The sequence below is a fragment of the Xanthobacter flavus genome, from assembly GCF_017875275.1.
Classification (GTDB): Bacteria; Pseudomonadota; Alphaproteobacteria; order Rhizobiales; family Xanthobacteraceae; genus Xanthobacter; species Xanthobacter flavus_A.
Genome location: NZ_JAGGML010000001.1, coordinates 1,484,344 through 1,509,978 on the forward strand (window position 1 = coordinate 1,484,344; position 25,635 = coordinate 1,509,978).

Sequence of the window (25,635 nt, forward strand, 5' to 3'; positions counted from 1 at the left end):
AGGCCCGTCTCAGCCGTCCGCGTCGTCGGCGCCGGAATCGGGAAGGGTGGCGGCCAGCCGTTCGGCGGCTTCCTTGAGGTTGGGTACCAGCGTCTTCGCCTTCTCCAGCGAGAAGCGCGGCAGCGGGCCGTGGCAGGCGACCGCCGCGACCACCGTGCCGCGCCTGTCCTTCACCGGAACGGCGATGGCGACGAGGCCCTCCAGAAACTCCTGATCGTCGGTGCTGTAGCCATTCTTCGCGATGCGCTCCAGCTCGGCGTCCAGCGCCTCCACGGTGGTGAGGGTGTTGGGGGTCTGCGCCTTCAGGTGCAGCGTTTCGAGGATGCGCCGGCGCTGCACGGGGCGCATGGCGGAGAGGAAGAGCTTGCCGGAGGCCGTGCAGTGCATGGGCACGCGCGAGCCCACCTCCAGATGCAGGCGCAGCGGCCAGGCGGCTTCCACGCGGTCGAGATAGATGGCTTCCGAGCCGACGCGGGTGACGAAATTGCACGTCTCGCCCGCCACCTCCACCAGCGCCTCGAGGATGCCGCGCCGCTCGGCGCTCACCGAATTGCGCAGCATGTCGAAGCCCATGCGCAGGAAGCGCGGCCCCGTCGCGAAGCGCCGGCCGTCCGGCTCGCGCAGCAGGTAGGATTCCGCCTCCAGCTTCTGGCACAGGCGATGAACGGTGGGCTTGGGCAGGGACAGCCGCACGCACAGCTCCGGCACGCCGAGGGGCGTCTCCGATCGGGCGATCTCGCCGAGCAGATCCAGCGCCCGCAGCATGGCGGAGGCGTTGTCGCGCTCCTCCGGCTTCTCGGGCTTCTCCTGCGTCTCCAGCTGCTGCTTCGCTGCCTTGGCCATTTGAATCGCCAGCCTTTCGCTAGAGCGCGATCCGATCAAGTTGAACCAACTTGATCGGTGAATCGCCCTCTAACTTCGTAATCGAGAACGCGTTGTCCGATCTGATTGCGCTGCAATCAGATCGGCGCGTGCTCTGGATGCAGCCTTAGCGGCTGGCGGCGGGGTGTCAAACGCAACGCAGGTGCACACGGCGCCGCTCGCACTGCACAACACAAATCTCACTCAATGAGACGTTTCAGTTCAAAAAATGCATTGACTCATCTCATCCCTTCGTCGCATCGTCTGTTTCGCAGAGAGGAAACTGCCCATGCAAGGCGAGGAAAACTTCGACTTCGTCGTCGTCGGCGCCGGGTCGTCGGGGTGTGTTCTGGCCAACCGGCTGAGTGAAGACGGCAAAAGCCGCGTCGCTCTGGTCGAGGCCGGCCCCAAGGACACGAATCCCTGGATTCACGTGCCCATCGGCTACGGGAAGACCATGTGGAACGATCGCCTCAACTGGCGCTTCCACACCGAGCCGGAACCCACCATGGGCGACCGGCGCATCTACTGGCCGCGCGGGCGGGTGCTCGGCGGCTGCTCCTCCATCAACGGCCTCATCGTCATCCGCGGCCAGCAGGAGGATTACGACGGCTGGGCCGCGCGCGGCGCCACCGGCTGGGGCTTCGAGGATGTGCTGCCCTATTTCCGCAAGCTCGAGGACAATCCCGCCTTTGCCGGCGATCCCCTCCACGGCACCGGCGGGCCGGTGCGCATCAGCTCCATTCCGCGCAAGCATGAGCTGATCGAGGTCATCAAGGAGACCGGCGGCAAGCTCGGCGTGCCGGAAACCCAGGATTTCAACGGCGCCCGGCAGGAGGGCGTCGGCTATTATCAGCTCACCACCCGCAGCGGCTTCCGCATGAGCGCGGCGAAGGCCTATCTCTCCCCCGCCAAGGGCCGTGCGAACCTCTCCATCCTGACCGAGACGCAGGCGCGCCGCGTGCTGTTCGAGAACGGGCGGGCGGTGGGCCTGGAGGTGAGCACCGGCGGACAGGTGAAGGTCATCCGCGCGCGCCGCGGCGTGATCCTCTCGGCGGGCTCGGTGCAGTCGCCCCATCTGCTCATGCTCTCGGGCATCGGGCCGGCGGAGCACCTGAAGGCCAACGGCATCGGTGTCCATGTGGACAGCCCCGGCGTGGGCGGCAATCTGCAGGACCATCTCCAGCTGCGCCTGCTCTATCGCTGCACGAAGCCCATCACGACGAACGATGCGCTGAACTCCCTGTTCGGGCGCCTCAGGATGGGGCTGGAATATCTCCTCTTCCGGGGAGGGCCGCTCGCCATCGGCATCAACCAGGGCGGACTGTTCACCCGCGTGCTGCCGGAATCGAAGACCCCCGACATCCAGTTCCACATCGGCACCCTTTCGGCCGACATGGCCGGCGGCAAGGTGCATGATTATTCCGGCTTCACCCTCTCGGTGTGCCAGCTGCGGCCGGAAAGCACCGGCTGGGTGCGGCTCGGCTCGGGCGATCCGCTCGCGCCGCCGAAGATCACCGCCAATTATCTCGCCACCGAGACGGACCGGCGCTGCGCCGTCGCCGCCATGACATTCGCGCGCAAACTCGCCGCCACCGAGCCGCTGAAGAGCTATGTGGCGGAAGAGAAGCTGCCGGGACCGGGCGTCACCGACGACGAGGGCCTCCTCGCCTTCGCCCGCGAATACGGCGCCACCATCTTCCACCCCGCCGGCACCTGCCGGATGGGCCCCGACGCCGACCGCGACGCGGTGGTGGACCCGCGCCTAAGGGTCCGTGGCGTCGATGGCCTGTGGGTGGTGGATTGCTCCGTGATGCCGAGCCTCGTGTCCGGCAACACAAATATTCCCGCGATCATGATCGGAGAAAAAGCCGCCGACATGATCCGGGAAGACGTGGCGAACAACAGAAACGGGCGAGACAACGCCCCAAATCAAATCAATGACGGGAGGACACAACAATGGCTGGGCAAGCGGGAGCTTCAAGTCGCGAGCTGAGGCGCGTGGTCGGCGCCAGCGTCATCGGCGCGACCATCGAGTGGTACGACTTCTTCCTGTACGGCATCGTCGCCGGCATCGTCTTCAACAAGCTGTACTTTCCGGCCGACGATCCGGTCGTGTCCATCCTGCTCGCCTACACCACCTTCGCGGTGGGCTTCGTGGCGCGGCCGGTGGGCGGGCTCATCTTCGGCCATTTCGGCGACAAGCTGGGCCGCAAGAGCATGCTCATCATCACGCTGATGATCATGGGCGTGGCGACGGTGGCCATCGGCCTCCTGCCCACCTATGCGCAGATCGGCATTGCCGCGCCCATCCTGCTGCTGCTCCTGCGCATCGCCCAGGGCATCGGCATCGGCGGCGAGTGGGGCGGCGCGGTGCTGATGGCGTATGAATACGCGCCGGAGAACAAGCGCGGCTTCTTCGCCTCCATCCCGCAGATCGGCCTCGCGCTCGGCCTGTGCCTCGCCTCGGGCGTCACCGCCATCGTCTCCATGCTGCCGGACGAGCAGTTCATGGCGTGGGGCTGGCGCGTGGGCTTCATCGGCTCCATCGTGCTCATCATCGTGGGCATGTACATCCGCCTGAAGGTGCACGAGACGCCGGAATTCGAGCAGGTGAAGGCCGCCAACAAGGCGGAGGCCATCCCCTTCTTCACCATGCTGCGGGAGTATCCGCGCAACGTGCTCCTGGGCATGGGCGTGCGCTACATCGATGGCGTGTTCTTCAACGTCTTCGCGGTGTTCTCCATCGTCTATCTGGCGAACTACGTGAAGATCCCGCGCACGACCGCGCTGTGGCTGGTGACGCTCGCCGCCTTCGTGATGGTGTTCACCATCCCCATGTTCGGCAAGCTCTCCGACAAGTGGGGCCGTCCGCGCACCTATGCGGTGGGCTCGGCGCTGCTGGCCCTGGTGGTGTACCCGGCCTTCTGGCTGTTCTCCACCGGCTCTCTGCCGCTGATCGCGCTCGGCATCGTGTTCCCGTTCGGCGTGCTCTACGCCATGTGCTACGGGCCTGAAGCCGCACTGTTCTCGGACCTGTTCGACGCCCGGGTGCGCTACACCGGCATCTCGTTCGTCTACCAGTTCTCCGGCATCGTCGCGAGCGGCATCACCCCCATCATCGCCACCTATCTGCTCGCCCGTGGCGACGGACTGCCCTGGCAGGTGTGCGCCTACGTGGTGTTCGCCGCGCTGGTCTCCATGCTCTGCGCTTTGGCGATACGGGTGCCGGCCCCCGGCACCCAATTATCGAAGGCCGCGCGGGCCACCACTGAGGCGGCCCGGCAGCCGGCGCGCTGAGCCTCGGGACAGCGCGCAATCCGGAGGCGGCGCGCGGCCGCCGCCTCCCACTCTCCCAAGCACTCAAGATCTCACTGCAAGATCTCCAAAGGTTCCAAAAGGATTTTCCGTCATGAAGATGACCACCGAAGAGGCGTTCATCAAAGTCCTGCAGGCGCACGGCATCAACGAGGCCTTCGGCATCATCGGTTCGGCCATGATGCCGGTCTCCGACCTCTTCCCCAAGGCCGGCATCCGCTTCTGGGATTGCGCCCACGAGACCAATGCGGGCCTGATCTGCGACGGCTACACCCGCGCCACCGGCCGCATGGCCATGGCCATCGCCCAGAACGGGCCGGGCGTGACGGGCTTCGTCACCGCCATGAAGACCGCCTACTGGAACCACACGCCCATGCTGCTGGTGACACCCCAGGCGGCCAACAAGACCATCGGCCAGGGCGGCTTCCAGGAAGTCTCCCAGATGGCCATGTTCCAGGACATGGTCTGTTACCAGGAGGAGGTGCGCGACCCCTCCCGCGTCGCCGAGGTGCTGAACCGCGTCATCGAGAAGGCCTGGCGCGCCTGCGCCCCCGCGCAGATCAACGTGCCGCGTGATTTCTGGACCCAGGTGGTCGACATCGAGCTGCCGCAGATCGTGCGCCTCGAACGTCCCGCCGGCGGCCGCAACGCCATCGCCGAGGCGGCGGAAATCCTCTCGCAGGCGAAGTTCCCGGTGATCCTGAACGGCGCGGGCGTCGTCATCGGCAACGCCATCGGCGAGGCCATGGCGCTCGCCGAGCGGCTCGATGCGCCGGTGTGCGCCGGCTACCAGCACAACGATGCCGCCCCCGGCAGCCATCCGCTCGCCGTCGGCCCGCTGGGCTACAACGGCTCGAAGGCCGCCATGGAGCTGATCGCGCAGGCCGACGTGGTGCTGGCGCTCGGCACCCGCCTCAACCCCTTCTCCACCTTGCCCGGCTACGGCATCGACTACTGGCCGAAGCAGGCCAAGATCATCCAGGTGGACATCAATCCGGACCGCATCGGCCTCACCAAGAAGATCACGGTGGGCATCTGCGGCGACGCGAAGGAAGTGGCCGGCCAGCTGCTCGACCGGCTCGCCCCCGGCGCCGGCGATGCCGGCCGGGCGGAGCGCCGCGCGCTGATCCACCAGACCCGCTCGCGCTGGCTCCAGCAGCTCGCCTCCATGGACCATGAGGACGACGATCCCGGCACCCGCTGGAACGAGGACGCCCGCGCCCGCGACAAGGGCCGCATGTCGCCCCGTCAGGCGTGGCGGGCGATCCAGGCGGCGCTGCCGAAGGACGTCATCATGTCCACGGACATCGGCAACAATTGCGCCATCGGCAATGCCTATCCGAGCTTCGAGATCGGCCGGAAATATCTGGCGCCGGGCATGTTCGGCCCGTGCGGCTATGCCTTCCCGGCCATCATCGGCGCCAAGATCGGCTGCCCCGACGTACCGGTGTTCGGCTTCGCCGGCGACGGCGCCTTCGGCATCTCCATCAACGAGATGACCTCCATCGGCCGCGAGGAATGGCCGCCGGTGACCATGGTGGTGTTCCGCAATTTCCAGTGGGGCGCCGAGAAGCGCAACACCACGCTCTGGTACGACAACAATTTCGTCGGCACCGAGCTGGACCCCAAGCTCTCCTACGCGAAGATCGCCGAGGGCTGCGGCTTCAAGGGCGTGCGCGTGGACACGCCGGAGAGCCTCAAGGAGGCCATCCACACCGCCGCCGAAGAGCAGAAGGCCGGCATCACCACCTTCATCGAGGTGGTGCTGAACCAGGAGCTCGGCGAGCCGTTCCGCCGGGATGCCATGAAGAAGCCGGTGCCGGTGGCCGGCATCGCCCGCGACGACATGCGCGCGCAGATCGCCCGCTGACCCGCCTCCGGGCGGGGATGGCCCCTCCGCACGCCCCGCCCGGCCTTTTCTGCCCCACCGAGATCACGGCCATGCTCGCCCTCGACCGGATCATCGACGCCGCCCGTGCCGCGCCCCGCAGCATCGTCCTGCCGGAGGGGAGCGACCCGCGCATCGCGGCCGGCGCCCGCCGCGCCGTGGACGAAGGCATCGCCCGGCCCATCCTCCTCGGCGCCCACGAGGAGGTGCTGGCGGCCCTCGGTGGCGATGCGCGGGGCATTGCCATCGAGGATCCCGCCACCGCGCCGCGCGGCGAGGCCTATGCGGAGGCCCTGCACCTCCTGCGCCGCGCCAAGGGCATGGACCTTCCCGCCGCCCGGCGCCGCATCCGCGAGCCTTTGGCCTATGCCGCCATGATGGTGCGGCAGGGCGATGCGGACGGCACGGTGGGCGGCGCGGTCGCCACCACGGCGGAGACGGTGCGCGCCGCGCTCCAGATCATCGGCCTCGCGCCCGGGGCAAAGATCGTCTCCAGCTTCTTCCTCATGATCCTGTGCGAGGAGTATCACGCGCAGAAGGGCGCCTATGTGTTCTCCGACTGCGGCCTGGTGATCGACCCCGATGCGGCGGAACTCGCCGACATCGCCCGCGCGGCGGCGCACTCCTATACGGCCATGACCGGCGAGGCGCCGCGCGTCGCCATGCTCTCCTTCTCCACCAACGGCAGCGCGCGCCACCAGAGGGTGGACAAGGTGGTGGAGGCCGTGCGCCTCGTGCGACAGGCCGAGCCGGATCTGGTGATCGAGGGGGAATTGCAGTTCGACGCGGCCTTCGTCGCCACGGTGGGCGCGGCCAAGACGGCGCCGGGCTCGCAGATCCGGGGCGATGCGAACGTGTTCGTCTTCCCCAATCTCGATGCCGCCAACATCGGCTACAAGATCGCCCAGCGCATGGGCGGGGCGAAGGCCATCGGGCCGGTGCTTCAGGGCCTCGCCAGGCCCGCCAACGATCTCTCGCGCGGCTGCTCCCAGGACGACGTGTTCCACATGATCGCGCTCACCTGTGCGCAGGCTTCTCGCGCAGACGCGGGGCGAGCGCTTCCATCGGCGATGCCGGCGCGCGTCGACAGCCTGTGGCAGAGCCCTCGACCGTCAACGGATCTCGGCGTGACACGCGCGGGCTGAAGGGACGAAATCAGTTGCCCAGCTGGAGCATGGGCGCAGCGTCCGCATAGGCCTCGCCCCATTGGGCGAGCGACTTGGAGACGGCCGACAGCGAGATCGGCTGCCCGGCCGCGCGCGGCGCCGCGGCGGCAAACAGCGCCGCCACCAGTACGAGCGGCAGGAAAACCTTGCGCAAGTCGTCTTGGGTCATCTCTGGTCACGGACGTGGTTTCGAAGGGATGAATATACACCTTGCGCGACCGCCCGCCAAGTGCGGCGCAACATCACTCCTATTGCATCGCACAATCGACCTCAGCCCGACCGCCGGCCCTCGCGGGCCGCATGGTGGCGGGCGAGATGGATGCGGTCGTCCAGCGTCGAGAAGGCCACCGCCAGAACGATGCCGATGCCGGCGCCCACCAGCGTGTCGAACACCCGTTCCGGCGCCATGGCAGTGCCGGCGGCGCCGGGAGCGGCGAGGTAGCTCATCAGCAAAGCCATGGGCGTGACCAGGATCTGGCCGAGCGCGTAATTGGCGCCGATGATCAGCTCGGTGGTGAATTGCAGCAGCACCAGCAGCGCGATGACGCTCCCCACCGAGGGTTCCTGCGCGAGGATCACCCACACGAGGCCGGCCCCGACCACGGTGCCCGCCATGCGCTGCAGGGCGCGGTTCATGCTGATGTGCAGATGGGCGCCCTGCATCACCGCCACGGTGCCGAGCGCCGCCCAGGCGGGATGCGCCGCGCCGGCCCCATAAGCGGCAAAGGCGGCGATGCCCGAGCCGAGAACGATGCGCGCGGCGGCGATCAGCCGGTGATCCAGCGGCCGCAGCGGCTCCACCGGAAACGGCGCCTCATCCGAAGCCTGCCGGCGGAAACGCTCCGTCGCGGCGCAGATCAGCCAGGTGAGGCCCGCCGCCACCGCCGTCGCGGCGGCACGCTCGATCACGTCCCGCCCGGTCGTCGCATGGCCCATGGCGGCACCGGCGGCGAAGACGAAGATCAGCGCGCCGGGCGGGCCATATTGGCCGGTGGTGGCGACGAAGAAGAAGAATCCGCAGGCGACGGCCAGCAGCCCGAGTTGCATGGTGAAGGACGCACCGAGCCACGCCGCCGCGGACATGGCGAGCACCGCCCCCGTCAGCCACAAGGCGCAGGCGAGCACGATGCGGCCCCGCCCCGCCTGCGGGGCAAAGCGGCCGAACAAGGCGGCGAGCGTGCCCAGCGCCGCGAAGCCGACAAGATGCGGCCAGGGCGAGACCAGCGTCAGCGGCAAGGCGATGGCGGCGGCCAGCGCCGATTGCAGGCCGGCGAGCCCTGCATTGCGCAGCCACGGCTGCGGGGCGAGACCCCAGCTTTCGCGGATCTGGTGCGGCTTCAACAGATGGCGCGCGGCATCGCGGCGGCGGGTCGGCAGCGTCGCCGCATCGGCGGAGGACGCCCGCGCGGGCTCGGGCGGGGCCATCACGCCACCTGTTCCGCGCGCTGCGCCTGAAGGGCCTGGAGCCGCTGCTCGATCAGCTGGAAATTGCGGAGCATGGCCGCGATGTCGGCGTCCGAAAGATCGGCCAGCATCTCGGCCTCCCCCTTGCCCAGCTCACGGCGGATCTCGGCGACGCGCGCGCGGCCGGCGTCGGTGAGATGGACCAGCCGGGCGCGGGCGTCTGCCGCATCCACCCGCCGCTCCACGAGGCCCTGCCGACACAGGATGTCGAGCAGGCGCACGAGGCTCGACCCATCGATGCCCACCAGCGCGGCCAGCTCCTTCTGGGTGATGCCGTCGCCGGATTCATGGAGATGGACCAGCGGCACCCAGGTGGCATCCGAGAGCCCCGCCTCGGCCAGACGGGCATCGAGCGCCCGGCGCCAGCGGCGGGCGAGAAGGGCGAAGCGGACGCCGAAACGGGCGCGGGGCGAGGTGGAGGCGGGGGCAGATTCCATGCCCGATGGAAACCAGAATATAATTTGAATTGCAATACAAATTATATGGGGAGCTGGCCGGCTTATGCCATAGCGCGGAGAGCCTCGCGCCCTTTGCCGGCCGCGCCGCGTCGGGCGGGAGCTTGAGCGTCTCCGTATTGCCTTCCCCCCTCCGCGCCTGTACGCCCCCGCGACGCGGCGGGGGACAGGTGCGGCGTCGGCCGGGCGGCAGAAGGGGGAGAGGCATGAACGAGCGGAATCCGAGGGCCGAAGGGGCCGGCGGCCGGGCGGCGGCGCTGAAGGAGATGGCGCTCCGGCAGGCGCGCAGCTTCCTGTTCCTGTTCCTCTATCTGTGGGTGCTGCTCGGCCTGTTCGTGCTCAACCAGGCGCTGGTGGAGCGCGCCCACGGCAACGCCGTCACCTTCCAGGGCTTCGCCTTCCTCAACGCGCTGGTGCTCGCCAAGGTGATGCTGGTGATCGAGGAACTGGAGGTCGCCCGCTGGCTCAGGGGCCGCCCCCTCATTCTCGTCATCCTCTACGAGGCGGTGATCTGCACCCTGTTCTTCCTCGTCTTCCACGTCATCGAGCGGTCGGTGATCGCGAAGTTCAGCGGCCACGCCATCACCGCCAGCGCGGTCGAGGTCGGCGGCGGCGGGGTGGGCACGGTGATCGTCACCGTGATCCTGTTCGTGTCGCTGCTGCCCTTCTTCGCCTTCAAGAACGTGACGCGCGCCATCGGCGCGGACCGGATGCGGCAGATCCTCTTCCGCCGGCACACCCCCGCCGACTGACGGGACGGCGCCCGCTCAGGAGTGCGAGCGCTCGACGGTGCTCAGCGTCGCCGCCACGTCCTGGTCGAGGTTCGCCTTCAGGAAGTGCTCGGTCTCGGGCAGGATGAGGTGGAAGTCGGTGAGGTTCTCCACCGCGATCTTCAGCGGCCCCGCCTCCACCTCCAGCACATGGCCGCCCTGGCTGCGGTCGTCCGAGAGGAAGTGGAAGTGGTAGCCCTCCACGCTGAACTCGGCGGAGTATGAGGGCGACCAGATGCCCACCAGCGTGCCGTCCACGTCCTCGAAGGTGAACTCGCTCTGCGTCTTCGCCGCCTCGGCGAGCGGCGTGCCGGGCTTGGGCGGGCACACGGCGCGGGCCTTCACCTTCCTGAACCGCCCATCGAGCCGCACGGCGTGGAAGATGTTGTCGGAGGCGCGGAAGCAGTCGCAGGCGGCGCCGAGGCCGTCGAAGCTGGTGACGCTTTCCGTCTCCCCCACCCGATCGGCGGAAAAGCGCGTCACCACCGCGAAGGGCGAGCCGGCCTCCGCCGGCGCCTCATGCACCGCGCCGCTGCCGCGCACCTGGAAGGCCTTGCCGTCCAGCACCACCATCTCGCCATCGAGCCCGGCGAAGGTGCCGAGGCCGAAATCGCCGTGCTCCAGCAGCGTGCCGACGCTCACCTCCCGGTCGTACACGCCGGCCACGAGCGCGCCGGAGGTGGACACCTGGAACACGGTGTGGACCTCGGCCTTCAGATGATCGGCGAGGATGGCGCGAATGTGCGTGCCGAGATCCTTCCCGGCGCGGGCGGCTTCCTGTTCCAGCGCGGTCTTCAGGGAGAGCGGCAGATCGATCTCGACGCGCGGCATGGGTCCATCTCTCCGGGGGCTGGGAGCAATGGCCCCTCAAGAGCAGATTTGCGGCGGGGAGGCAACGCGCCTCAAATCCCCAGATACGCCTCCCGCACGCGCGGGTCGGCGATCAGCTCCGCCGCCGGTCCCACCATCGTCACGCGGCCGGTCTCCATCACATAGCCGCGGTCGGCCACCGACAGCGCGCCGAAGGCGTTCTGCTCCACGAGCAGCACGGTGACATCCAGCGCTTTGAGCCCCTTCACCACCTCGAAGATCTGCGCCACCAGGATGGGCGCGAGGCCCATGGAGGGCTCGTCCAGCAAGAGGCAGGCGGGGCGACCCATGAGGGCGCGGGCGATGGCGAGCATCTGCTGCTGCCCGCCGGAAAGGCCTCCCGCCAGCTGGTTGCGCTTCTCCTTCAGGATGGGGAACATGGCGAAGGCGTCCGCCATGTCGCGCTCCACCCGCGCGTCGGCGAAGACGAAGGCGCCGAGGCGCAGGTTTTCCTCCACGCTGAGATTGGTGAAGATCTGCCGCCCCTCCGGCGATTGCGCCAGCCCCCGCGCCACCCGGCGATAGGCCGGCACGGCCGTCAAAGCCTCGCCGCGGAAGGTGATGGAGCCGCCCGACACCGGCTGCACGCCGGAGAGGCAGCGCAGCAGCGTCGTCTTGCCCGCCCCGTTCGCCCCTACCACGGTGACGATCTCGCCGGAGCCGACGAACAGGTCCACCCCGTGCAGCACCTCGATGCGCCCGTAGCGCGAGCGCAGCCCCTCAACCGTGAGCATGAAGCGCCTCCGTCGTGCCGGCGCCGAGATAGGCCTCGATCACCTTCGGGTCGCGGCTGACGACGGCGGGATCGCCCTCGGCGATCTTCTCGCCATGGTCCAGCACCACGATGGTGTCGGACAGGCGCATCACCAGCTTCATGTCGTGCTCCACGAGGAGGATGGCGACGCCGGTTTTCGCCACCTCGCAGATGAGGCGGTCGATCTCCTCCGTCTCCACCGCGTTGCAGCCGGCCGCCGGCTCGTCCAGCAGCAGCACGCGCGGGCTGGCCGCGAGCGCGCGGGCGATCTCGAGGCGCTTGAGCGCGCCGTAGGAGAGGGCGCCCGCCTCGCGCTCGGCCGCCCGCTCCAGCCCCACCCGCTCCAGCAGCACCCGCGCGCCCTCCGCCGCCGCCCGTGCCCGCTTGCGCGATCCGGGCAGGCCGAAGAGATCGGCGAGCACCGGCCCGCGCTCGTGCATGTGGAAGCCGACGATGACGTTCTCCAGAACGCTCATCTCGTGGAAGATCTGGAGGTTCTGGAAGGTGCGCGACATGCCCCGCACCGCCAGCAGGTCCGGGCGCAGGCCGGTCACGTCCTCGCCATCGAGGCGCACCCGGCCGGACTTCGGCAGATAGACGCCGGAGATCATGTTGAACAGCGTGGTCTTGCCCGCCCCGTTGGGGCCGATGACGGACAGGATCCTGCCCGTCTCCAGCGCGAACGACACGTCGTTGACCGCCGTGACGCCGCCGAAGGAGATGCCGAGGCCTTCCACTTGCAAGAGGCTCATTCCCCCCTCCCCCGCAACAGGCGCCGGGCGCTGGGGATGAGCCCCGCCGGCAGGAAGATCATCACGAGCATCATCACGAGGCCGAGCACCACGTGCTCGTAATCCTGCAGCACGGTGAGCACCTGCGGCAGGAGCGTGAGCAGCGCCGCGCCGAAGATGCCGCCCAGCACCGATCCCGCCCCGCCCAGCACCGCCATGGTGACCAGCTCGATGGAGTGCATGAAGCCCGCCACGTCCGGCGTGATGAGCCGGTTCTGCAAGGCCAAAAGGGAGCCGGCCACCGAGGCGTAGACGGCCGAGATGACGAAGGCGTTCAGCTTCGCCTTCGCCACGTCGATGCCCGCCGTGCGCGCCGCCACCTCCGAGCCATGCAGCGCGCGCAGCGCCCGGCCGGTGGGGCTTTCACGCAGGTTCAGCGCGAGCCATGCGCCGATGAAGAGCACGAGGCCGCAGAGGGCGTACCAGAATTGCGGGTTGGTGAGTTCGATGCCCGCCTGTTCCAGCAGCGCGCGCAGGCCGGGGTCCGGCACCTTGATGCCGTCCGGCCCGCCCGTCAGCCAGCCTTCGTTGGCGAGCACCATGGAGACGAGCACGCCGAAGCCCAGCGTCGCCACCGCGAGGTAATAGCCCTTCAGCTTCAGGATGGGCCGGCCCACCCCGTATGCGATGGCGCCGGAAATCGCCGCCCCGGCCACCACCGCGAGCGCGGGCGGCAGGCCGAAATGCGCCGGCAGCAGCGCGCAGGCATAGCCGCCGATGCCGAGGAAGCCGGCATGGCCGAGGCTGATCTGCCCGGCATAGCCGGTGAGGATGACGATGCCCACCACCGCGATGGAATTGACGAAGACCAGAGAGCCCACGCGGTAATAATAGTTCGACGGGAAGAAGAAGGGACTGGCGATGATGAGCACCGCCAGCACCAGCAAGGTGGACTGCTTGGAGGAGAGCCGCATGGTCACACGCGCTCCACCGGATTGCTGCCGTAAAGGCCGCGCGGGAAGGCGAACAGCACGGCGAGGATGACGAAGAAGGCCACCGCATCCTTGTAGTGGGAGGAGATGTAGCCCGCCGTCAGCGCCTCCATGAGGCCCAGCAGTAGCCCGCCTGCGAGCGCGCCCTTCGGGTTGCCCATGCCGCCCAGCATGGCGGCGGCGAAGCCCTTCAGCGCCAGCGTGATGCCGATCTCGAAGCTGGTGGGCAGGATGGGGGTGATGAGCACGCCCGCCAGCGCGCCGATGGCGGCGGACAAGGCGAAAGAGAACGTCATCACGAAGCGGGTGTTGATGCCAACGAGCTGCGCCGCGAGGCGATTGTTGGAGGTGGCGAGCACCGCGCGGCCCATGAGCGTGCGGGTGAAGAACAGCCACAGCGCCACGAAGATGGCCACCGCCCCCGCCACCACCCACAGGCTCTGCGGCAGCACGGTGGCGCCCAGCACGCGGATGGGATCGTCGCCGGAGAAGGAGGGCAGCCGGTGGGTGCCCTTGTCGAGCACGATCTGGGTGACGCCCCGGATGAAGATGGAGGCGCCGATGGTGATGATGATGAGCGACACCACGGGCGTCCCGCGCGCCGGCTCGATGGCGAAGGTGTTCAGCGCCACGCCGATGGCCGCCGTGAGTGCGATGGCGATGAGCGCCGCGAGCGGCAAGGGCAATCCGGCGGCGACCCCGGCCACCGAGATCATGCCGCCCAGCATCACGAACTCGCCCTGGGCGAAGTTCACCACGTCGGAGGCGTTGTAGATGATGGTGAAACCGAGGGCGACGAGGGCATAGACCGCGCCCACCGTGACCCCGGACACCAGGAATTGCAGCAGATCGGACATGCGCTCGCTCCCCGCGGGCGGTTCAAAGCGGCGGCCGGGTTGCACCGGCGGGCCGCCTCACGCTGTGTGGAAGGGTGCCGCGCCTTGCCGCCGGGCGCTGGCCCGGCGGGGGCGGCTTATGGTCCGCCGCGACGGGCGCGGCGGAAGATGTGCAGCAAAGCTGCGTCTACTTCACCAGCTTCCAGCCGCCATTGCTGATTTCCAGCATGCGGAAGGCGGACAGATCGAGGCCGAGATGGTCGGTCTTCGAATAATTGTAGGTGCCGGTGGTGCCGACGAGGCCATTGGTGCCCTCGATGGCATCGCGGATGGCGGCGGGCTTCGCGGACGGCGCCTTGTTGAGCGCCTCGGTGAGGATGCGCATGGCGTCATGGGCATAGCCGCCGAAGGTGGAGACCGGCGCGCTCGCCGCCTTCTCGAAGCTCGCCTTGTAGGCCAGCACCACAGGCTTCTGCGGGTCCTTGGGATCGAGCAGTTCGCCCACGAGAAGGGCGGTGCCGGGCAGGCGCACGCCCTCGGCATTCTTGGCGCCGGACAATTCGATGAAGGCGTTGGAGGCGACGCCGTGGGACTGGTAGAGCGGCAAGGTGATGCCGAGCTGCGCATAGTTGCGGGTGATGGTCGCAGGCCCCTGCCCGAAGCCGGTGTTGAGCACCGCCTGGATGCCCGGCTTGTTGCGGATGTTGGTGAGCTGCGGGGTCATGTCCGCATCCTTCGGCCCATAGGTCTCGTCGGCGACGATCTCGATGCCGGAGGTCTTGGCCACCGCGATGCACTGGGCGCGCATGGAGGCGCCGAAGCCGTCGGTGCCGGAGATGAGTCCGATCTTCGTCAGGCCGCGGGCCTTCATGTCGTCGAAGATCTTCTGGCACGCCATGCGGTCGGTGTGCGGGGTCTTGAAGGTGAAGGGCTTCACCGGATCGATGATCTCGATGGCGCCGGCCAGCGAGATGAACGGCACCTTGCTCTCTTCCGCGACCGCGAGGATGGCAAGCGAGGTGCCGGTGGTGGTGCCGCCGACCATGGCGACGACGCCGTCGTCTTCCACGAGGCGGGTGGCGAAGGTCTTGGCCTTGGAAGGGTCGCCGCCGTCGTCATAGAGGACGAGCTTGGCCTTCTCGCCCTTGATGCCGCCCTTGGCGTTCAGCTCCTCCACCATCATGCGGATGGTCTTGGCCTCGGGATCGCCGAGGGAGGAGGCCGGCCCCGTCTCGGAAACCACGGCGCCGATCTTGATGTCGGCGAGAGCGGGGGCGGCGGTGGCGAGCAGGGCCAGCGCGAGGGCGCCCGTGACAATCCTCTTCATGTGTCCTCCCCAGGATTGATGGCTGACGCCGCCGCGCCGTCGCCACCGCGGGCAAGCCTGCGGAGATCAGCGAGGGGGCATCACGCTTCGATCTATTATCGTTAGATCGTTCGGTCTTTTTAATTCAGATCGCACCGCATTGCCACCAGAATCTTGGGCGTTTGAACGCAAGGTCAGCGAAGCGGACTTTTTGCGCCAATTCAGGGACGTACCAATATCAAGGCGCGCCTTTCGCGCATCCGCCCCTCAAAGATTTCGCATCGGCACGTCGCAGGGTTCCGCTTGACATGGCGCAAGGATCGCGGGAATAGTTAGATCGATCGTTCGATGAATTATCCGCCAATCCAAAGACCACACCAGGGGTGGACCGCCATGCCGCACGCCGCCGTGTCCGAGGCCGCACAGGCCCGCGACTATCGCGCGCTCATCGAGCCCGCGCGCATCAACAGCCGTCTTTACTATGATCCGGCCATCTTCCAGGAAGAGCTGGAGAAGATCTGGTACAAGACCTGGGTCTATGTGGGCCACACCAGCGAAATTCCCAACAAGAACGATTACGTCACCAAGTCCATCGGACCCATGCCGGTGCTGATGGTGCGGGACAAGGAGGGCGAGGTCCGCCTCCTCCTCAACAAGTGCCCCCATCGCGGCAACCAGCTCTGCGCCTACCAGAAGGGCAACCGCACCAGTTTCACCTGCCCCTATCACTCCTGGACCTTCTCCAACACCGGCGACCTCATGGGCTATGCCCTGCCGGAGGGCTATGAGGGCCAGAGCAAGGCGGGGCTGAACCTCGGCAAGGTGCCGCGCATCGCCATCTATCGCGGCTTCGTGTTCGGCTCCCTGGCGGCCGAGGGCATCTCGCTGGAGGAACACCTCGGCGGCGCGAAGGCGGCCCTCGACCAGCTGCTCGACAACTCGCCCACCGGCGAGCTGGAGCTGACCGCCGGCTTCCTGCAGCACCGCACCAAGGCCAACTGGAAGTTCATGCTGGAGAACGAGACGGACGGCTATCACCCCGGCTTCGTCCATGGCTCCGTCTTCCAGGTGACGAACTCCGGCATCGGCAGCCTCTACGCGGCGGACTCCACGGCGCTGACCCGCGACTATGGAAACGGCCACACCGAGTTCGACCTGCGCCCCGAATGGCGCAAGAACGACAAGCCGCTCCAGTGGTTCGGCACCACGCCGGAGCGCCTGCCCGACTATGTGACGCGCATGAACGCCGCCTATGGCGAGGAGCGCGCGCGAGAGATCATGATCGACGGCTCGCCCCACGTCATGATCTTCCCGAACCTCTTCATCGCCGAGATCCAGATCTTCGTGCTCCAGCCGGTGGCGGTGGACGAGACCATCCAGCATGTCACCGCCGTGCAGTTCAAGGGCGCGCCGGACATCAACCGCCGCCTGCGCCAGCAGACCATGGGCTCGGTGGGCCCCGCCGGCCTCCTCCTCGCCGACGATACGGAGATGTACGAGCGCAACCATCGCGGCGCGCAGATCCTCGATCCGGAATGGCTGGTGCTCTCGCGCGGCCTGCACCGCGAGCGCCTCGACGAGAACGGCTTCCGCATCGCCCATTCCACCGACGAGACGCCCCAGCGCGGCATCTGGCGCCACTATCTGAACCTGATGACGGAGGCCCGCTGATGACCGCCCTCGCTCACTCCTTCACGGACGCCTCCGCCCCCGACCTCGCCAAGATCGAGCCGGCGACGCTGCACCATCAGGTGGCGCAATTCCTCTATCTGGAGGCGCGCCTCGCCGACACCCACGATTATGACGGGTGGGAGGCGTTGTGGACGGACGACGCCATCTACTGGGTCCCCGCCAATGGCGACGACACCGACCCCGAGAAGGAAATGTCGGTGCTCTATGACAACCGCTCGCGCATCGGCGTGCGCATCCGCCAGCTCAAGACCGGCCGCCGCCACACCCAGACGCCGCGCTCGGAGCTGGCCCGCGTGATCTCCAACATCGAGATCGCCGAGGTGCGCGGCCCCGAGGTGGACGTGCGCGCCAACGTCCTCATCTACGAGGACAATCTGCGCGGCGAGACGCTCTGGGCGGCGCGCAACACCTACCGCCTGCGCATGACGGAGCAAGGTTTCCGGCTGGTGCGCAAGAAGATCTGCCTCGTGAACAACATGAAGCCGATCTTCACCCTGTCGTTCCTGGTGTGAGGGCGGGCCCTGCCACCGTGCTCCCTCCCCTCCCACCCCAGAGGCTTCCATGACACACAGCACCACACACGGCACCCCCGCCCCCGAAAGCTGGATCGCCGAAGGCCCCGTCCTGCTCGACTATGCCGATGGCGTCGCCACCCTCACGCTCAATCGCCCCGGCTCGGCCAACGGCATGAACATCGAGCTGATGCAGGCGCTCTATCGCGCCATCATGGTGGTGCATCGCGCCGCCGATGTCCGGGTGGTGCATCTGCGCGGCGCGGGCGCGAATTTCTGCGCCGGCGGCGACGTGCGCGAGTTCGCCTCCAAAGGTGAGGCGCTGGGCGATTTCCTGCGCGAGGTGACGGCCTATCTCCAGGTCGCCATCGGCGCCCTCATCCGCCTGAAGGCCATCGTCGTCACCGAGGTGCACGGCTATGCGGCGGGCGGCGGCGGGCTCGGCCTCGTCTGCGCCTCCGACATCGTGATCGCCGGCGCGGGCGCGAAGTTCATGGCCGGGGCGACGCGGGTGGGCATGGCGCCGGATGCCGGCGCCTCGGTCATCCTGCCCCATCTCGTGGGCTTCCGCCGCGCGGCCGAGATCATGCTCTCCAACCGCGTCGTCACCGCCGAGGAGGCGCAGTCCATCGGCCTCATCACCAAGTGCGTGGCGGACGAGGCGCTGACCGAGGAAGCCGGCAAGGCCGCGCGCTTCTATGCCTCCGGCGCGCCGCTCGCCATGGCCGCCACCAAGCGCCTGTTGTGGAACGCGCTGGACGTGGAGCGCGCTTTGCCGGAGGAGGCGCGCACCGTCTCCGAACTCTCCTTCACCGCCGACAGCCGCGAGGGCCTCGCGGCGGTGATCGAGAAGCGCAAGCCCGTCTTCACCGGCCGATGAGCGCGCCCGAGAAGCCGCTTTTGCCCCCGCGCCGCGCGCTCGTCACGGGAGGTGGCGCCGGCATCGGCGCCGCCATCGTCCGCCAGCTCGGCGCGGACGGCATGGCCGTCACCTTCTGCGATCGCGATGCCACGACCGGCACCGTGCTCGCGGGCGAGACCGGGGCCACCTTCGTCCACATGGATGGCACGGACGCGGCGGCCGCGCAGGCGCTGTTCGCCACCCACGGCCCGTTCGACGTGCTGGTGAACAATATTGGCGCCGACCAGCACGCCTTCTTCACCGACACCACGGTGGACGACTGGCGGTTCCTGCTCTCGGTGAATCTGGAAACTGCCTTCCTCTTCACCCACCACGCGCTGCCGGCCATGCAGGCGGCGCGCTATGGGCGGATCGTGAACGTCGCGTCCGAGGCGGGGCGGCTGGGTTCGAAGGGCGGTGCGGTCTATGCCGCCGCCAAGGCCGGGCTCATCGGCTTCACCCGCTCCATCGCCCGCGAAAACGCCCGCTACGGCATCACCGCGAACGCCGTCGCCCCCGGCCCCATCCGCACCCCCATGGTGGAGCGGGCGGTGGCGGAGGTGGGCGAGAAGATCCTCTCCGACATGGCCGCCCTCACCCTCCTGCGCCGCATGGGCGAGCCGGAGGAAGTGGCGGCGGCGGTGGCCTTCCTCGCCTCGCCGGGCGCCGCCTTCATCACGGGCGAGGTGCTGGGCGTCTCCGGCGGCATGGGCTGCGGCGCCTGAATTTCGCAAGCAAGACCAATACACTGGAAGCCCCCGATGACCCGCATCGTCTTCGTCACGCCTGCCGCCGCGCGCATCGAGATCGATGCGGATGACGGGCTCTCCGTCATGGAATGCGCCCGCCGCGCCAATGTGCCCGGTATCGTCGCCGAGTGCGGCGGCGCCTGCTCCTGCGCCACCTGCCATGTGCATGTGGATCCCGCCTGGTCTTTGGCGGTGGGCGAGGCCACCGGCATGGAGCGCGACATGCTGGAATTCGCGGAGGACGTGGGCGAAACCTCCCGCCTCTCCTGCCAGATCAAGGTGGCCCCGGCGCTGGACGGCCTCGTCGTCCATCTGCCCGCCGGCCAGGGCTGAGGACGATGCCGGGTCCGCTTTCGGGACTGCGCATCGTCGAGATGGTGGGCCTCGGCCCGGCGCCGTTCGCCGCCATGATGCTGGCGGATGCGGGGGCGGAGGTCATCCGCATTCACCAGAAGGGCGCGCGGGCGGAACTGCCGCTCATGAACACGCGCTTCGACGTGCTGGCGCGCGGCCGCCGCTCGCTGGCCCTCGACCTGAAGGCCGAGGCCGACCTCGCCGTGATGCACGATCTGATCGCCCGCGCGGATGGCCTCATCGAGGGCTTCCGGCCGGGGGTGATGGAGCGCCTCGGCCTCGGCCCGGAGCCCTGCCTTGCCGCCCATCCGCGCCTCGTCTACGGCCGCATGACCGGCTGGGGGCAGGAGGGGCCGCTCAAGGACGCGGCCGGGCACGACCTCAATTATCTCGGCCTGACCGGGGCGCTGGCCGCCATCGGCCCGGCCGATGCGCCGCCCCCCGTGCCGCTGAACCTCGTCGCCGATTTCGGCGGCGGCGGCATGCTGATGGCGTTCGGCATGGTGGCAGCGCTGCTCGCGGCGCGGACCACCGGTCAGGGACAGGTGGTGGACGCCGCCATGACGGATGGCGCCTCGCTCCTCGCAGCCATGTTCTGGGGCTTCCGCGCCGGCGGGATGTGGAGGGATGCGCGCGGCGCGAACCTGCTGGATGGGGGGGCCTATTTCTACGGCACCTATGCCTGCGCGGACGGGAAGTTCCTCGCCGTCGCGCCGGTAGAGGGCCGCTTCCACCGCATCCTCCTCGACCGGCTGGGGCTGGAGCCCACCGAGTTTACCCACGCCGCCGATCCCGCCCGCTGGGGCGAACTGCGCGCGCGGCTCGCGGCTCTGTTCATCACGGAGCCGCGCGACCATTGGGCGGCGCTGTTTGACGGCACGGACGCCTGCGTCACCCCCATCCTCGACTGGGACGAGGCCGCCGCGCACCCCCATGCGCAGGCGCGCGGCGCGTTCGTGACGGTCGACGGCGTGACTCAACCCGCCCCCGCCCCCCGCTTCTCCGCCACCCCCTCGGAGGTGGCTCAAGGTCCCGCGGCACCGGGCGCGGATGGGCCGGCCATCCTCGCCGACTGGGGGCTCGATCCGGCGCGGCTGGGGTGAAACGAAAAAACCGGCCTCCCGGCGGTGGCGGGAGGCCGGCGAGTGCGCCCGGCGCAAGCGACGTCGAAAGGCGTCGGGAGGAGGCCGGGTTTCAGAGCCCGCGCAGGAAATCGCCGATGCGGGAGAGCGACGCCGCTGCCTCGGGCAGCTCCGCGAACACCTGGAAATGGTGGCACATGCCGGGAAACACCTCGACTTCCACGCGCCCACCCTGTTCCACCGCGCGGCGGGCAAGAAGGTGGCTGTCGTCGAGGGTGATGTCGTGCCCGCCCGCGTGCACCAGCATCGGCGGCAGGCCGGAAAGATCGCCCAGCACCGGCGAGGCGGCGGGATCGGCCGGCGTGTGGTTCCGGCCGAGATAGGTGCGCGCCATGGCCTTCAACTGCTCGGGACGGGAGAAGATGTCCCGGTCCGCCAGCGCGCTATAGCTCTCCCCGCCCAGGGTGAGATCGAGCCAGGGCGAGAGCAGCACCAGCGCCTTGGGCAGCGCCAATCCCGCATCCCGCGCCCGCATCACCGTGCCCAGCGCCAGCGCCCCGCCGGCGGAATCCCCCACGAGCGCGAGCGGCGTTTCCCCCGCCTCCAACATCGCGCGATAGATTGCGAAGACATCGTCGTGCGCCGCCGGAAAGCGGTGCTCGGGGGCGAGGCGATAGTCGAAACCGATCACCCGCATCCCGCTCGCCGCCGCAAGCCGCGCCATCAGCCCGGCATGGGAGCGGATGGAACCGATCTGGAAGCCGCCGCCATGGCAATAGAGCAGGACGCGGGCGGCATCGCCCCCCGGGGCATCGAAGGCGCAGGCGGGAAGGCCGGCGCGGGCGAGCGGCGTGCGCGTCACCTCCGGCGCGCTCTCCCCGTCTGCGAGGAAAGCCTCGAAGCTGTCGCGGATCTCGGCGAGCGTCAGCCCCGCCGCCCAGGCGGAGGTCGCGGCCTCGATGCGCGCGCGCACCCGCTCGAAGGCGGGTGCGTCGGAGGAAAGAGCCTCTGCCAAGGCCGCCTCAGTGGGTCGCTTCGGGCCGGTGCAGCACGCGCGTGGCCTTGGCCTCATAGCGCGGCAGCACGCCTTCCGCGTGGCATTCCACGTTCACGTTGATGCCGAGGCGGGCCTTGATCTCGCGCCGCACATCGGCCGCCGCATCCTCGCCGGGACGCTGCGAGGCGGTGACCGCCTCCACCGCCACCGTCATCTTGCCGATGGTGGTGGCTTCCTTGTCCACGTAGATCTGCCAGGCTTCCTTGGCGAGGCCGGGAATGCCGGCGATCACGTCTTCGATCTGGGACGGGAAGACGATGACGCCCTTGAACTTGATCATGTCGTCGGTGCGCCCGATGATCCGGCCGATCTTGCGCATGCCGCGCCGGCCCGAGGGGCAATCGTAGGGGCGCGGGGAGAGGCGCACGAGATCGCGCGTGCGCCAGCGCACCACGGGGGAGGCCTCCTTGCGCAGGGTGGTGATGACGATCTCGCCCACCTCACCCTCGGACACCGGCTTCATGGTCTTGGGATCGAGGATCTCGACGATCACCGTATCCTCGTTGAGGAGCTGAAGCTCGTCGTCCGCATGGGTGTGGGGCGTGGAGATGGCGAGGATGGGCCCGCCGGCTTCCGTGGTGCCGTAGATGTTGTGGCTCATGAAGCCCGCGGGCATCTCGGCCTCCAGCTGCGCGCGGAATTCGGCCGAGACCGACTGGCCGCCGAGGATGGCGACCTTGAGCGTCCAGTCCGTGCGCGGATCGATGCCCTGGTTCTTGGCGGCCTGCACCAGCGTCATCAGCCACAGCGGCGACATGGAGGCGACGTCATAGGCGTGGTCGCGCAGCCAGCGGGCGGCGAGTTCGCCGCGTCCGGGCCCGATGGGAAAGTTGGTGCAGCCCACGGCGGAGAAGCCGGCATCCAGCGCCGGCCCGCCGATCCACAGGCCATAGCCATAGCCCTGATAGGCGCGGAAGCCCGGCTTCACGCCGGCGGCGCTGAGCAGGCGCGCCATCTGATAGGGCAGCAGCGTGTTGTAATCATTCTTCGTCATGCCGAAGGTCACCGGCAGGCCGGTGGTGCCGGAGGTGGCGACGAAGCGTTCCACGCTCTCCATGGGCACGGTGAGGAAGGGGAAGGGATAGAGGTCGCGCAGCAGCGACTTGTCCATGAAGGGCGCGTTGGCGAGGCCGTCCTCGGAGGCGAGATCCTCCGGCTTCATGCCGGCCTGGGCAAAATGCGCCTTCCAGGTGTCACACCGGGCGAGACGCGCGCCGAGGCCGGCGAGGCCCTCGCGCTGAAGCTTCAGAATTCCGTCGCGGTCGAGCGACTCCACCTCGGGATGCTGCATCTGGCTCCTCCCCCATCCGACCGTTGGAACACACGGCTCTTGTGGCCGCTCTCGATTGGCGAATTAATAGACCGAACGGATGGTCTATGTAAACGGCGATTTTGATCTGCATCAACGTCGGTGGCGCGCTGACGCGGCGAGGCTACCATAGGGAAGGCGCCTTGATCACCTGTCGCGCCGCTCGATGCAGCGGCCGATGGTGCCTCAGTAGGCGATGCGCCGGTGTACCGCCCTTTGTACCGCCCTTGGCACCGACGCCCCATGCGCCTATAGACCGAATGATCGGATCATTCTTGCAGGTGTGGCCGCCGTGGCGAGAACGCGCTCAGCCGAATACGACAATATCCACGACACCATCCTCGAGCGGGCGGCGTCCGTGTTCGCGCAGCGCGGCTATGCCGCGACCTCCATCGGCGACATCGCCGAGGCGTGCGAGTGCTCCAAGTCGCGGCTCTATCACTATTTCACCTCCAAGGAGGCGATCCTTTCCGACCTGCTGACCTCGCATGTGGAAAGCCTCCTCATGAAGTGCCGGCAGACCCTCTACGGCTATCAGGACCCGGAGGAGCGCTTCCGCCAGCTCACCCGCCTGTTCCTGAACGTCTATTCCGTCTCGCGCGACCAGCATGTGGCGCTGCTCACCTGCACCGAATTCCTCGCGCCCGAGACGCGCAAGGTGCTGGTGGCCAAGCAGCGCGAGCTGATCGCCTATGTCAGGGACATCCTTCTGCAATTGCGGCCGGATCTCGCCCATTCCCCCACGGCGCACGTGGACACCATGCTCTTCTTCGGCATGATCAACTGGACCTACACCTGGTACCACGCCGACGGCGCCGTGACGCCCGACGAGCTGGCCGACCGCACCGTGGCCCTCTTCGTGAAGGGCTACGCCAATGCCCCCGCGCCGACGACCACCGGCGCGGCACATGCGAAGCCGGACGGGCGGCATGGGAGCCGGCATGAGGGGCGCGGCAAGGAGTAGAGGGGCGGGGCGACCCAGCGATCTGTCAGACGCCTTCAACCCCTTTCTCGCGCCGTCATCCCCCGGCTTGTCCGGGGGATCCACTCCACGGCTGGGCCGGCTTTTGGCGATCAAGCACCCAGGCCGCGGCCGGGTGGATGCCCCGGCCAAGCCGGGGCATGACAGCGCTCTAAATCACTCCGGCGTTCCCTACAGCCAGACCGGCGCCCCCCTCACGCCGACCGCTTCATCCGCGCCACCGGATCGAACCCCGCGTCCGCCACCTCGTCCAGCGTCAGGACCGCGCCCGCTTCCAGCAGCTTCTTCGCGGCCATGTAGGTGCGCGCGTCGTTCAGCGCATCCACGGCGATCATGCGCCTGTCGCGGAAGTACCAGAGCGATTCCCCCCGCTCGGACTGCCGGCGCAGCACGGCGTCATAGCCCCGGTTGAGGCCGACGATCTGCAATTTCATCTCGTACTGATCGGACCAGAACCACGGCACCGGCGCATAGGAACGGGTGTGGCCGAGCATGTCGTCGGCGGCGCATTCCGCCTGGTCCACCGCATTCTGCACGCTCTCCAGCCGGGTCGGCACGCCCTCAAACGGAAAGGACGCGCAATCGCCCGCCGCCCAGATGCCGGGTGTCCAGTTGCCCCCCACCGAGGTGCGGCCGTGCGCGTCCACCACGATGCCGTTCTCGCAGGTGAGGCCGGCCGCGCGGGCGAGTTCATCACGCGGCAGGACGCCGATGCCCACCAGCACCGCATCCACATCCAGGCGCGTGCCGTCGTCCAGCGTCACCGCTGCGACGGCGCCCTCCCGCGCCTCCACCCCGGCCACGCTGCGGCCTTCCAGGATGCGCACGCCGTGGCCCGCGTGGAGCGCGCGGATGGCGTCGGAGGTTTCGGCGCAGGCGACGCGCTCCAGAATGCGCGCGGCACGCTCCACCACGGTCACGGTGACGCCGGCCTTCGCCGCCACCGCCGCCGTCTCCAGCCCCACATAGCCGCCGCCGAGCACGAGGAGCCGCCGGCCGGGGCGGATCTCGCCTTCCAGCCGGTCCGCATCAGCGAGGCTGCGCAATTCGTAGACGCCTGAAAGATCGGCGAATTCCGGCGGCAGCGGGCGGGGCCGGGTGCCGGTGGCCAATGCCAGCTTCGTCCACGCCACGCTGCGCCCGCCCACCTCCAGCGTGCGCGCGGCGGGATCGAGCGCGGTGACGGGCGCCCCCGTCACCACATCGACGCCGAGGCCGCTCCAGAATTCGGCCGGGCGCAGATAGAGCCGGTCCACCGTCCATTCGCGCTTGAGATAGGCCTTGGAGAGCGGCGGGCGCTGATAGGGCGGGTGCGGCTCGTCGCCAAAGATCGTCAGCGCTCCGGAATAGCCCCCGTGCCGCAGGCGCAGCGCGAGGGAGGCGGCCGCCTGCCCGGCCCCGACAATGGCGATGTGCTCCTCACCCGTCCGCACGTCTCCCATGGCGCCCCCCTCTGGATATTTATTGACCGAACGTTCTGATTATTATACTGCCGAAATGCGGGCGGCAATCGGCTTTCCCGCGCGCCGTCGACCCCGACGTTCGGCGCGCGGCGACCGGTGAAGCCCCCTCCCCCGGCCGCACAG

At 68.6% G+C, this 25,635-nt stretch carries 25 protein-coding genes; 12 read left to right on the forward strand and 13 right to left on the reverse strand.

From position 1 onward, the window contains the following. Positions 1-9: 9 nt before the first annotated feature. Positions 10-843, reverse strand: coding sequence for an IclR family transcriptional regulator (locus J2126_RS07225; RefSeq protein WP_209485245.1), 834 nt, complete (start codon positions 841-843; stop codon positions 10-12). A 307-nt stretch (positions 844-1,150) separates the two neighbouring features. Between J2126_RS07225 and J2126_RS07230 the strand changes: the two genes are divergently transcribed. The 4 genes from J2126_RS07230 to pta all read left to right on the forward strand — a co-directional run bounded on the left by J2126_RS07230 (position 1,151) and on the right by pta (position 7,212). Then, entirely contained in the window at positions 1,151-2,857 is a 1,707-nt protein-coding gene (locus J2126_RS07230; RefSeq protein ID WP_209485247.1) for a GMC family oxidoreductase, read from the forward strand. Continuing rightward, positions 2,821-4,161 carry an MFS transporter gene (locus tag J2126_RS07235; protein ID WP_209485249.1) on the forward strand — a complete coding sequence of 447 codons (1,341 nt, stop codon included), beginning with the start codon at positions 2,821-2,823 and terminating at the stop codon, positions 4,159-4,161. The genes J2126_RS07230 and J2126_RS07235 overlap by 37 nt, the downstream gene beginning before the upstream one ends. Before the next feature lie 112 nt (positions 4,162-4,273). Next, positions 4,274-6,049: a sulfoacetaldehyde acetyltransferase gene (xsc, locus tag J2126_RS07240; protein ID WP_209485251.1), complete on the forward strand. Its 1,776-nt coding sequence runs from the start codon at positions 4,274-4,276 to the stop codon at positions 6,047-6,049. A 71-nt stretch (positions 6,050-6,120) separates the two neighbouring features. Continuing rightward, positions 6,121-7,212 carry a phosphate acetyltransferase gene (gene pta, locus J2126_RS07245; protein WP_209489949.1) on the forward strand — a complete coding sequence of 364 codons (1,092 nt, stop codon included), beginning with the start codon at positions 6,121-6,123 and terminating at the stop codon, positions 7,210-7,212. Positions 7,213-7,222: 10 nt separating this feature from the next. Here pta and J2126_RS07250 read toward each other — a convergent pair whose 3' ends face one another. The 3 genes from J2126_RS07250 to J2126_RS07260 all read right to left on the reverse strand — a co-directional run bounded on the left by J2126_RS07250 (position 7,223) and on the right by J2126_RS07260 (position 9,134). Further along, entirely contained in the window at positions 7,223-7,402 is a 180-nt protein-coding gene (locus tag J2126_RS07250) for a hypothetical protein (RefSeq protein ID WP_209485253.1), read from the reverse strand. Between the two features lie 101 nt (positions 7,403-7,503). Then, the gene (locus J2126_RS07255; RefSeq protein WP_209485255.1) at positions 7,504-8,658 is read right to left on the reverse strand and encodes an FUSC family protein; all 1,155 of its coding nucleotides are present in this window, start codon (positions 8,656-8,658) and stop codon (positions 7,504-7,506) included. Beyond that, the gene (locus J2126_RS07260) at positions 8,658-9,134 is read right to left on the reverse strand and encodes a MarR family winged helix-turn-helix transcriptional regulator (RefSeq protein WP_209485257.1); all 477 of its coding nucleotides are present in this window, start codon (positions 9,132-9,134) and stop codon (positions 8,658-8,660) included. The genes J2126_RS07255 and J2126_RS07260 overlap by 1 nt, the downstream gene beginning before the upstream one ends. Before the next feature lie 224 nt (positions 9,135-9,358). Between J2126_RS07260 and J2126_RS07265 the strand changes: the two genes are divergently transcribed. Next, positions 9,359-9,904: a hypothetical protein gene (locus J2126_RS07265; protein ID WP_209485259.1), complete on the forward strand. Its 546-nt coding sequence runs from the start codon at positions 9,359-9,361 to the stop codon at positions 9,902-9,904. 15 nt (positions 9,905-9,919) lie between these two features. Here J2126_RS07265 and budA read toward each other — a convergent pair whose 3' ends face one another. The 6 genes from budA to J2126_RS07295 form a co-directional block, all read right to left on the reverse strand. Then, positions 9,920-10,753 (reverse strand): acetolactate decarboxylase, encoded by an 834-nt coding sequence (gene budA, locus J2126_RS07270; protein ID WP_209485262.1) that lies wholly within the window; start codon positions 10,751-10,753, stop codon positions 9,920-9,922. Positions 10,754-10,824: 71 nt separating this feature from the next. Further along, positions 10,825-11,526 carry an ABC transporter ATP-binding protein gene (locus J2126_RS07275; RefSeq protein ID WP_209485264.1) on the reverse strand — a complete coding sequence of 234 codons (702 nt, stop codon included), beginning with the start codon at positions 11,524-11,526 and terminating at the stop codon, positions 10,825-10,827. After that, positions 11,513-12,298, reverse strand: a complete 786-nt coding sequence (locus J2126_RS07280; RefSeq protein ID WP_209485266.1) for an ABC transporter ATP-binding protein — start codon at positions 12,296-12,298, stop codon at positions 11,513-11,515. The genes J2126_RS07275 and J2126_RS07280 overlap by 14 nt, the downstream gene beginning before the upstream one ends. Then, on the reverse strand, positions 12,295-13,251 hold the full coding sequence (locus J2126_RS07285; RefSeq protein ID WP_209489951.1) for a branched-chain amino acid ABC transporter permease: 957 nt from the start codon (positions 13,249-13,251) through the stop codon (positions 12,295-12,297). The genes J2126_RS07280 and J2126_RS07285 overlap by 4 nt, the downstream gene beginning before the upstream one ends. A 2-nt stretch (positions 13,252-13,253) precedes the next feature. Further along, complete coding sequence (locus J2126_RS07290; RefSeq protein WP_209485268.1) at positions 13,254-14,126, reverse strand: branched-chain amino acid ABC transporter permease; 873 nt, start codon at positions 14,124-14,126, stop codon at positions 13,254-13,256. A gap of 166 nt (positions 14,127-14,292) precedes the next feature. Further along, positions 14,293-15,432 carry an ABC transporter substrate-binding protein gene (locus tag J2126_RS07295; protein WP_209485271.1) on the reverse strand — a complete coding sequence of 380 codons (1,140 nt, stop codon included), beginning with the start codon at positions 15,430-15,432 and terminating at the stop codon, positions 14,293-14,295. A gap of 372 nt (positions 15,433-15,804) precedes the next feature. On the opposite strand from J2126_RS07295, the gene J2126_RS07300 reads away from it, so the two are divergent. From J2126_RS07300 to J2126_RS07325, 6 genes are read left to right on the forward strand one after another with little or no spacing between them, the layout of a single operon-like run. Then, the gene (locus tag J2126_RS07300; RefSeq protein WP_209485273.1) at positions 15,805-17,082 is read left to right on the forward strand and encodes an aromatic ring-hydroxylating oxygenase subunit alpha; all 1,278 of its coding nucleotides are present in this window, start codon (positions 15,805-15,807) and stop codon (positions 17,080-17,082) included. Continuing rightward, positions 17,082-17,615, forward strand: a complete 534-nt coding sequence (locus J2126_RS07305; RefSeq protein ID WP_209485275.1) for an aromatic-ring-hydroxylating dioxygenase subunit beta — start codon at positions 17,082-17,084, stop codon at positions 17,613-17,615. The genes J2126_RS07300 and J2126_RS07305 overlap by 1 nt, the downstream gene beginning before the upstream one ends. 49 nt (positions 17,616-17,664) lie before the next feature. Then, entirely contained in the window at positions 17,665-18,495 is an 831-nt protein-coding gene (locus J2126_RS07310; protein ID WP_209485277.1) for an enoyl-CoA hydratase/isomerase family protein, read from the forward strand. Further along, positions 18,492-19,241, forward strand: a complete 750-nt coding sequence (locus tag J2126_RS07315; RefSeq protein WP_209485279.1) for an SDR family NAD(P)-dependent oxidoreductase — start codon at positions 18,492-18,494, stop codon at positions 19,239-19,241. Before J2126_RS07310 ends, J2126_RS07315 begins: the two co-directional genes overlap by 4 nt. A 36-nt stretch (positions 19,242-19,277) precedes the next feature. Beyond that, positions 19,278-19,598, forward strand: coding sequence for a 2Fe-2S iron-sulfur cluster-binding protein (locus J2126_RS07320; protein WP_209485281.1), 321 nt, complete (start codon positions 19,278-19,280; stop codon positions 19,596-19,598). A gap of 5 nt (positions 19,599-19,603) precedes the next feature. Further along, complete coding sequence (locus tag J2126_RS07325; RefSeq protein WP_209485283.1) at positions 19,604-20,722, forward strand: CaiB/BaiF CoA transferase family protein; 1,119 nt, start codon at positions 19,604-19,606, stop codon at positions 20,720-20,722. Between the two features lie 91 nt (positions 20,723-20,813). On the opposite strand, the gene J2126_RS07330 is transcribed toward J2126_RS07325, so the two are convergent. Both J2126_RS07330 and J2126_RS07335 read right to left on the reverse strand, forming a co-directional pair. Continuing rightward, complete coding sequence (locus tag J2126_RS07330) at positions 20,814-21,716, reverse strand: alpha/beta hydrolase (protein ID WP_209485285.1); 903 nt, start codon at positions 21,714-21,716, stop codon at positions 20,814-20,816. Positions 21,717-21,723: 7 nt separating this feature from the next. Further along, positions 21,724-23,049 (reverse strand): phenylacetate--CoA ligase family protein, encoded by a 1,326-nt coding sequence (locus tag J2126_RS07335; protein WP_209485287.1) that lies wholly within the window; start codon positions 23,047-23,049, stop codon positions 21,724-21,726. Between the two features lie 310 nt (positions 23,050-23,359). Here J2126_RS07335 and J2126_RS07340 point away from each other — a divergent pair, with 310 nt between their 5' ends. Beyond that, a complete protein-coding gene (locus tag J2126_RS07340; RefSeq protein ID WP_209485289.1) occupies positions 23,360-24,031 on the forward strand; it encodes a TetR/AcrR family transcriptional regulator in 672 nt (223 codons plus the stop codon). A gap of 212 nt (positions 24,032-24,243) precedes the next feature. On the opposite strand, the gene J2126_RS07345 is transcribed toward J2126_RS07340, so the two are convergent. Next, positions 24,244-25,491 (reverse strand): NAD(P)/FAD-dependent oxidoreductase, encoded by a 1,248-nt coding sequence (locus J2126_RS07345; RefSeq protein WP_209485291.1) that lies wholly within the window; start codon positions 25,489-25,491, stop codon positions 24,244-24,246. Positions 25,492-25,635 lie beyond the last annotated feature (144 nt).

Coding starts and splice junctions, on each gene's coding strand:
- J2126_RS07225 (WP_209485245.1), bottom strand. CDS start 843: ATGGCCAAGGCAGCGAAGCAGCAGCTGGAGACGCAGGAGAAGCCCGAG.
- J2126_RS07230 (WP_209485247.1), top strand. CDS start 1,151: ATGCAAGGCGAGGAAAACTTCGACTTCGTCGTCGTCGGCGCCGGGTCG.
- J2126_RS07235 (WP_209485249.1), top strand. CDS start 2,821: ATGGCTGGGCAAGCGGGAGCTTCAAGTCGCGAGCTGAGGCGCGTGGTC.
- xsc (WP_209485251.1), top strand. CDS start 4,274: ATGAAGATGACCACCGAAGAGGCGTTCATCAAAGTCCTGCAGGCGCAC.
- pta (WP_209489949.1), top strand. CDS start 6,121: ATGCTCGCCCTCGACCGGATCATCGACGCCGCCCGTGCCGCGCCCCGC.
- J2126_RS07250 (WP_209485253.1), bottom strand. CDS start 7,402: ATGACCCAAGACGACTTGCGCAAGGTTTTCCTGCCGCTCGTACTGGTG.
- J2126_RS07255 (WP_209485255.1), bottom strand. CDS start 8,658: ATGGCCCCGCCCGAGCCCGCGCGGGCGTCCTCCGCCGATGCGGCGACG.
- J2126_RS07260 (WP_209485257.1), bottom strand. CDS start 9,134: ATGGAATCTGCCCCCGCCTCCACCTCGCCCCGCGCCCGTTTCGGCGTC.
- J2126_RS07265 (WP_209485259.1), top strand. CDS start 9,359: ATGAACGAGCGGAATCCGAGGGCCGAAGGGGCCGGCGGCCGGGCGGCG.
- budA (WP_209485262.1), bottom strand. CDS start 10,753: ATGCCGCGCGTCGAGATCGATCTGCCGCTCTCCCTGAAGACCGCGCTG.
- J2126_RS07275 (WP_209485264.1), bottom strand. CDS start 11,526: ATGCTCACGGTTGAGGGGCTGCGCTCGCGCTACGGGCGCATCGAGGTG.
- J2126_RS07280 (WP_209485266.1), bottom strand. CDS start 12,298: ATGAGCCTCTTGCAAGTGGAAGGCCTCGGCATCTCCTTCGGCGGCGTC.
- J2126_RS07285 (WP_209489951.1), bottom strand. CDS start 13,251: ATGCGGCTCTCCTCCAAGCAGTCCACCTTGCTGGTGCTGGCGGTGCTC.
- J2126_RS07290 (WP_209485268.1), bottom strand. CDS start 14,126: ATGTCCGATCTGCTGCAATTCCTGGTGTCCGGGGTCACGGTGGGCGCG.
- J2126_RS07295 (WP_209485271.1), bottom strand. CDS start 15,432: ATGAAGAGGATTGTCACGGGCGCCCTCGCGCTGGCCCTGCTCGCCACC.
- J2126_RS07300 (WP_209485273.1), top strand. CDS start 15,805: ATGCCGCACGCCGCCGTGTCCGAGGCCGCACAGGCCCGCGACTATCGC.
- J2126_RS07305 (WP_209485275.1), top strand. CDS start 17,082: ATGACCGCCCTCGCTCACTCCTTCACGGACGCCTCCGCCCCCGACCTC.
- J2126_RS07310 (WP_209485277.1), top strand. CDS start 17,665: ATGACACACAGCACCACACACGGCACCCCCGCCCCCGAAAGCTGGATC.
- J2126_RS07315 (WP_209485279.1), top strand. CDS start 18,492: ATGAGCGCGCCCGAGAAGCCGCTTTTGCCCCCGCGCCGCGCGCTCGTC.
- J2126_RS07320 (WP_209485281.1), top strand. CDS start 19,278: ATGACCCGCATCGTCTTCGTCACGCCTGCCGCCGCGCGCATCGAGATC.
- J2126_RS07325 (WP_209485283.1), top strand. CDS start 19,604: ATGCCGGGTCCGCTTTCGGGACTGCGCATCGTCGAGATGGTGGGCCTC.
- J2126_RS07335 (WP_209485287.1), bottom strand. CDS start 23,049: ATGCAGCATCCCGAGGTGGAGTCGCTCGACCGCGACGGAATTCTGAAG.
- J2126_RS07345 (WP_209485291.1), bottom strand. CDS start 25,491: ATGGGAGACGTGCGGACGGGTGAGGAGCACATCGCCATTGTCGGGGCC.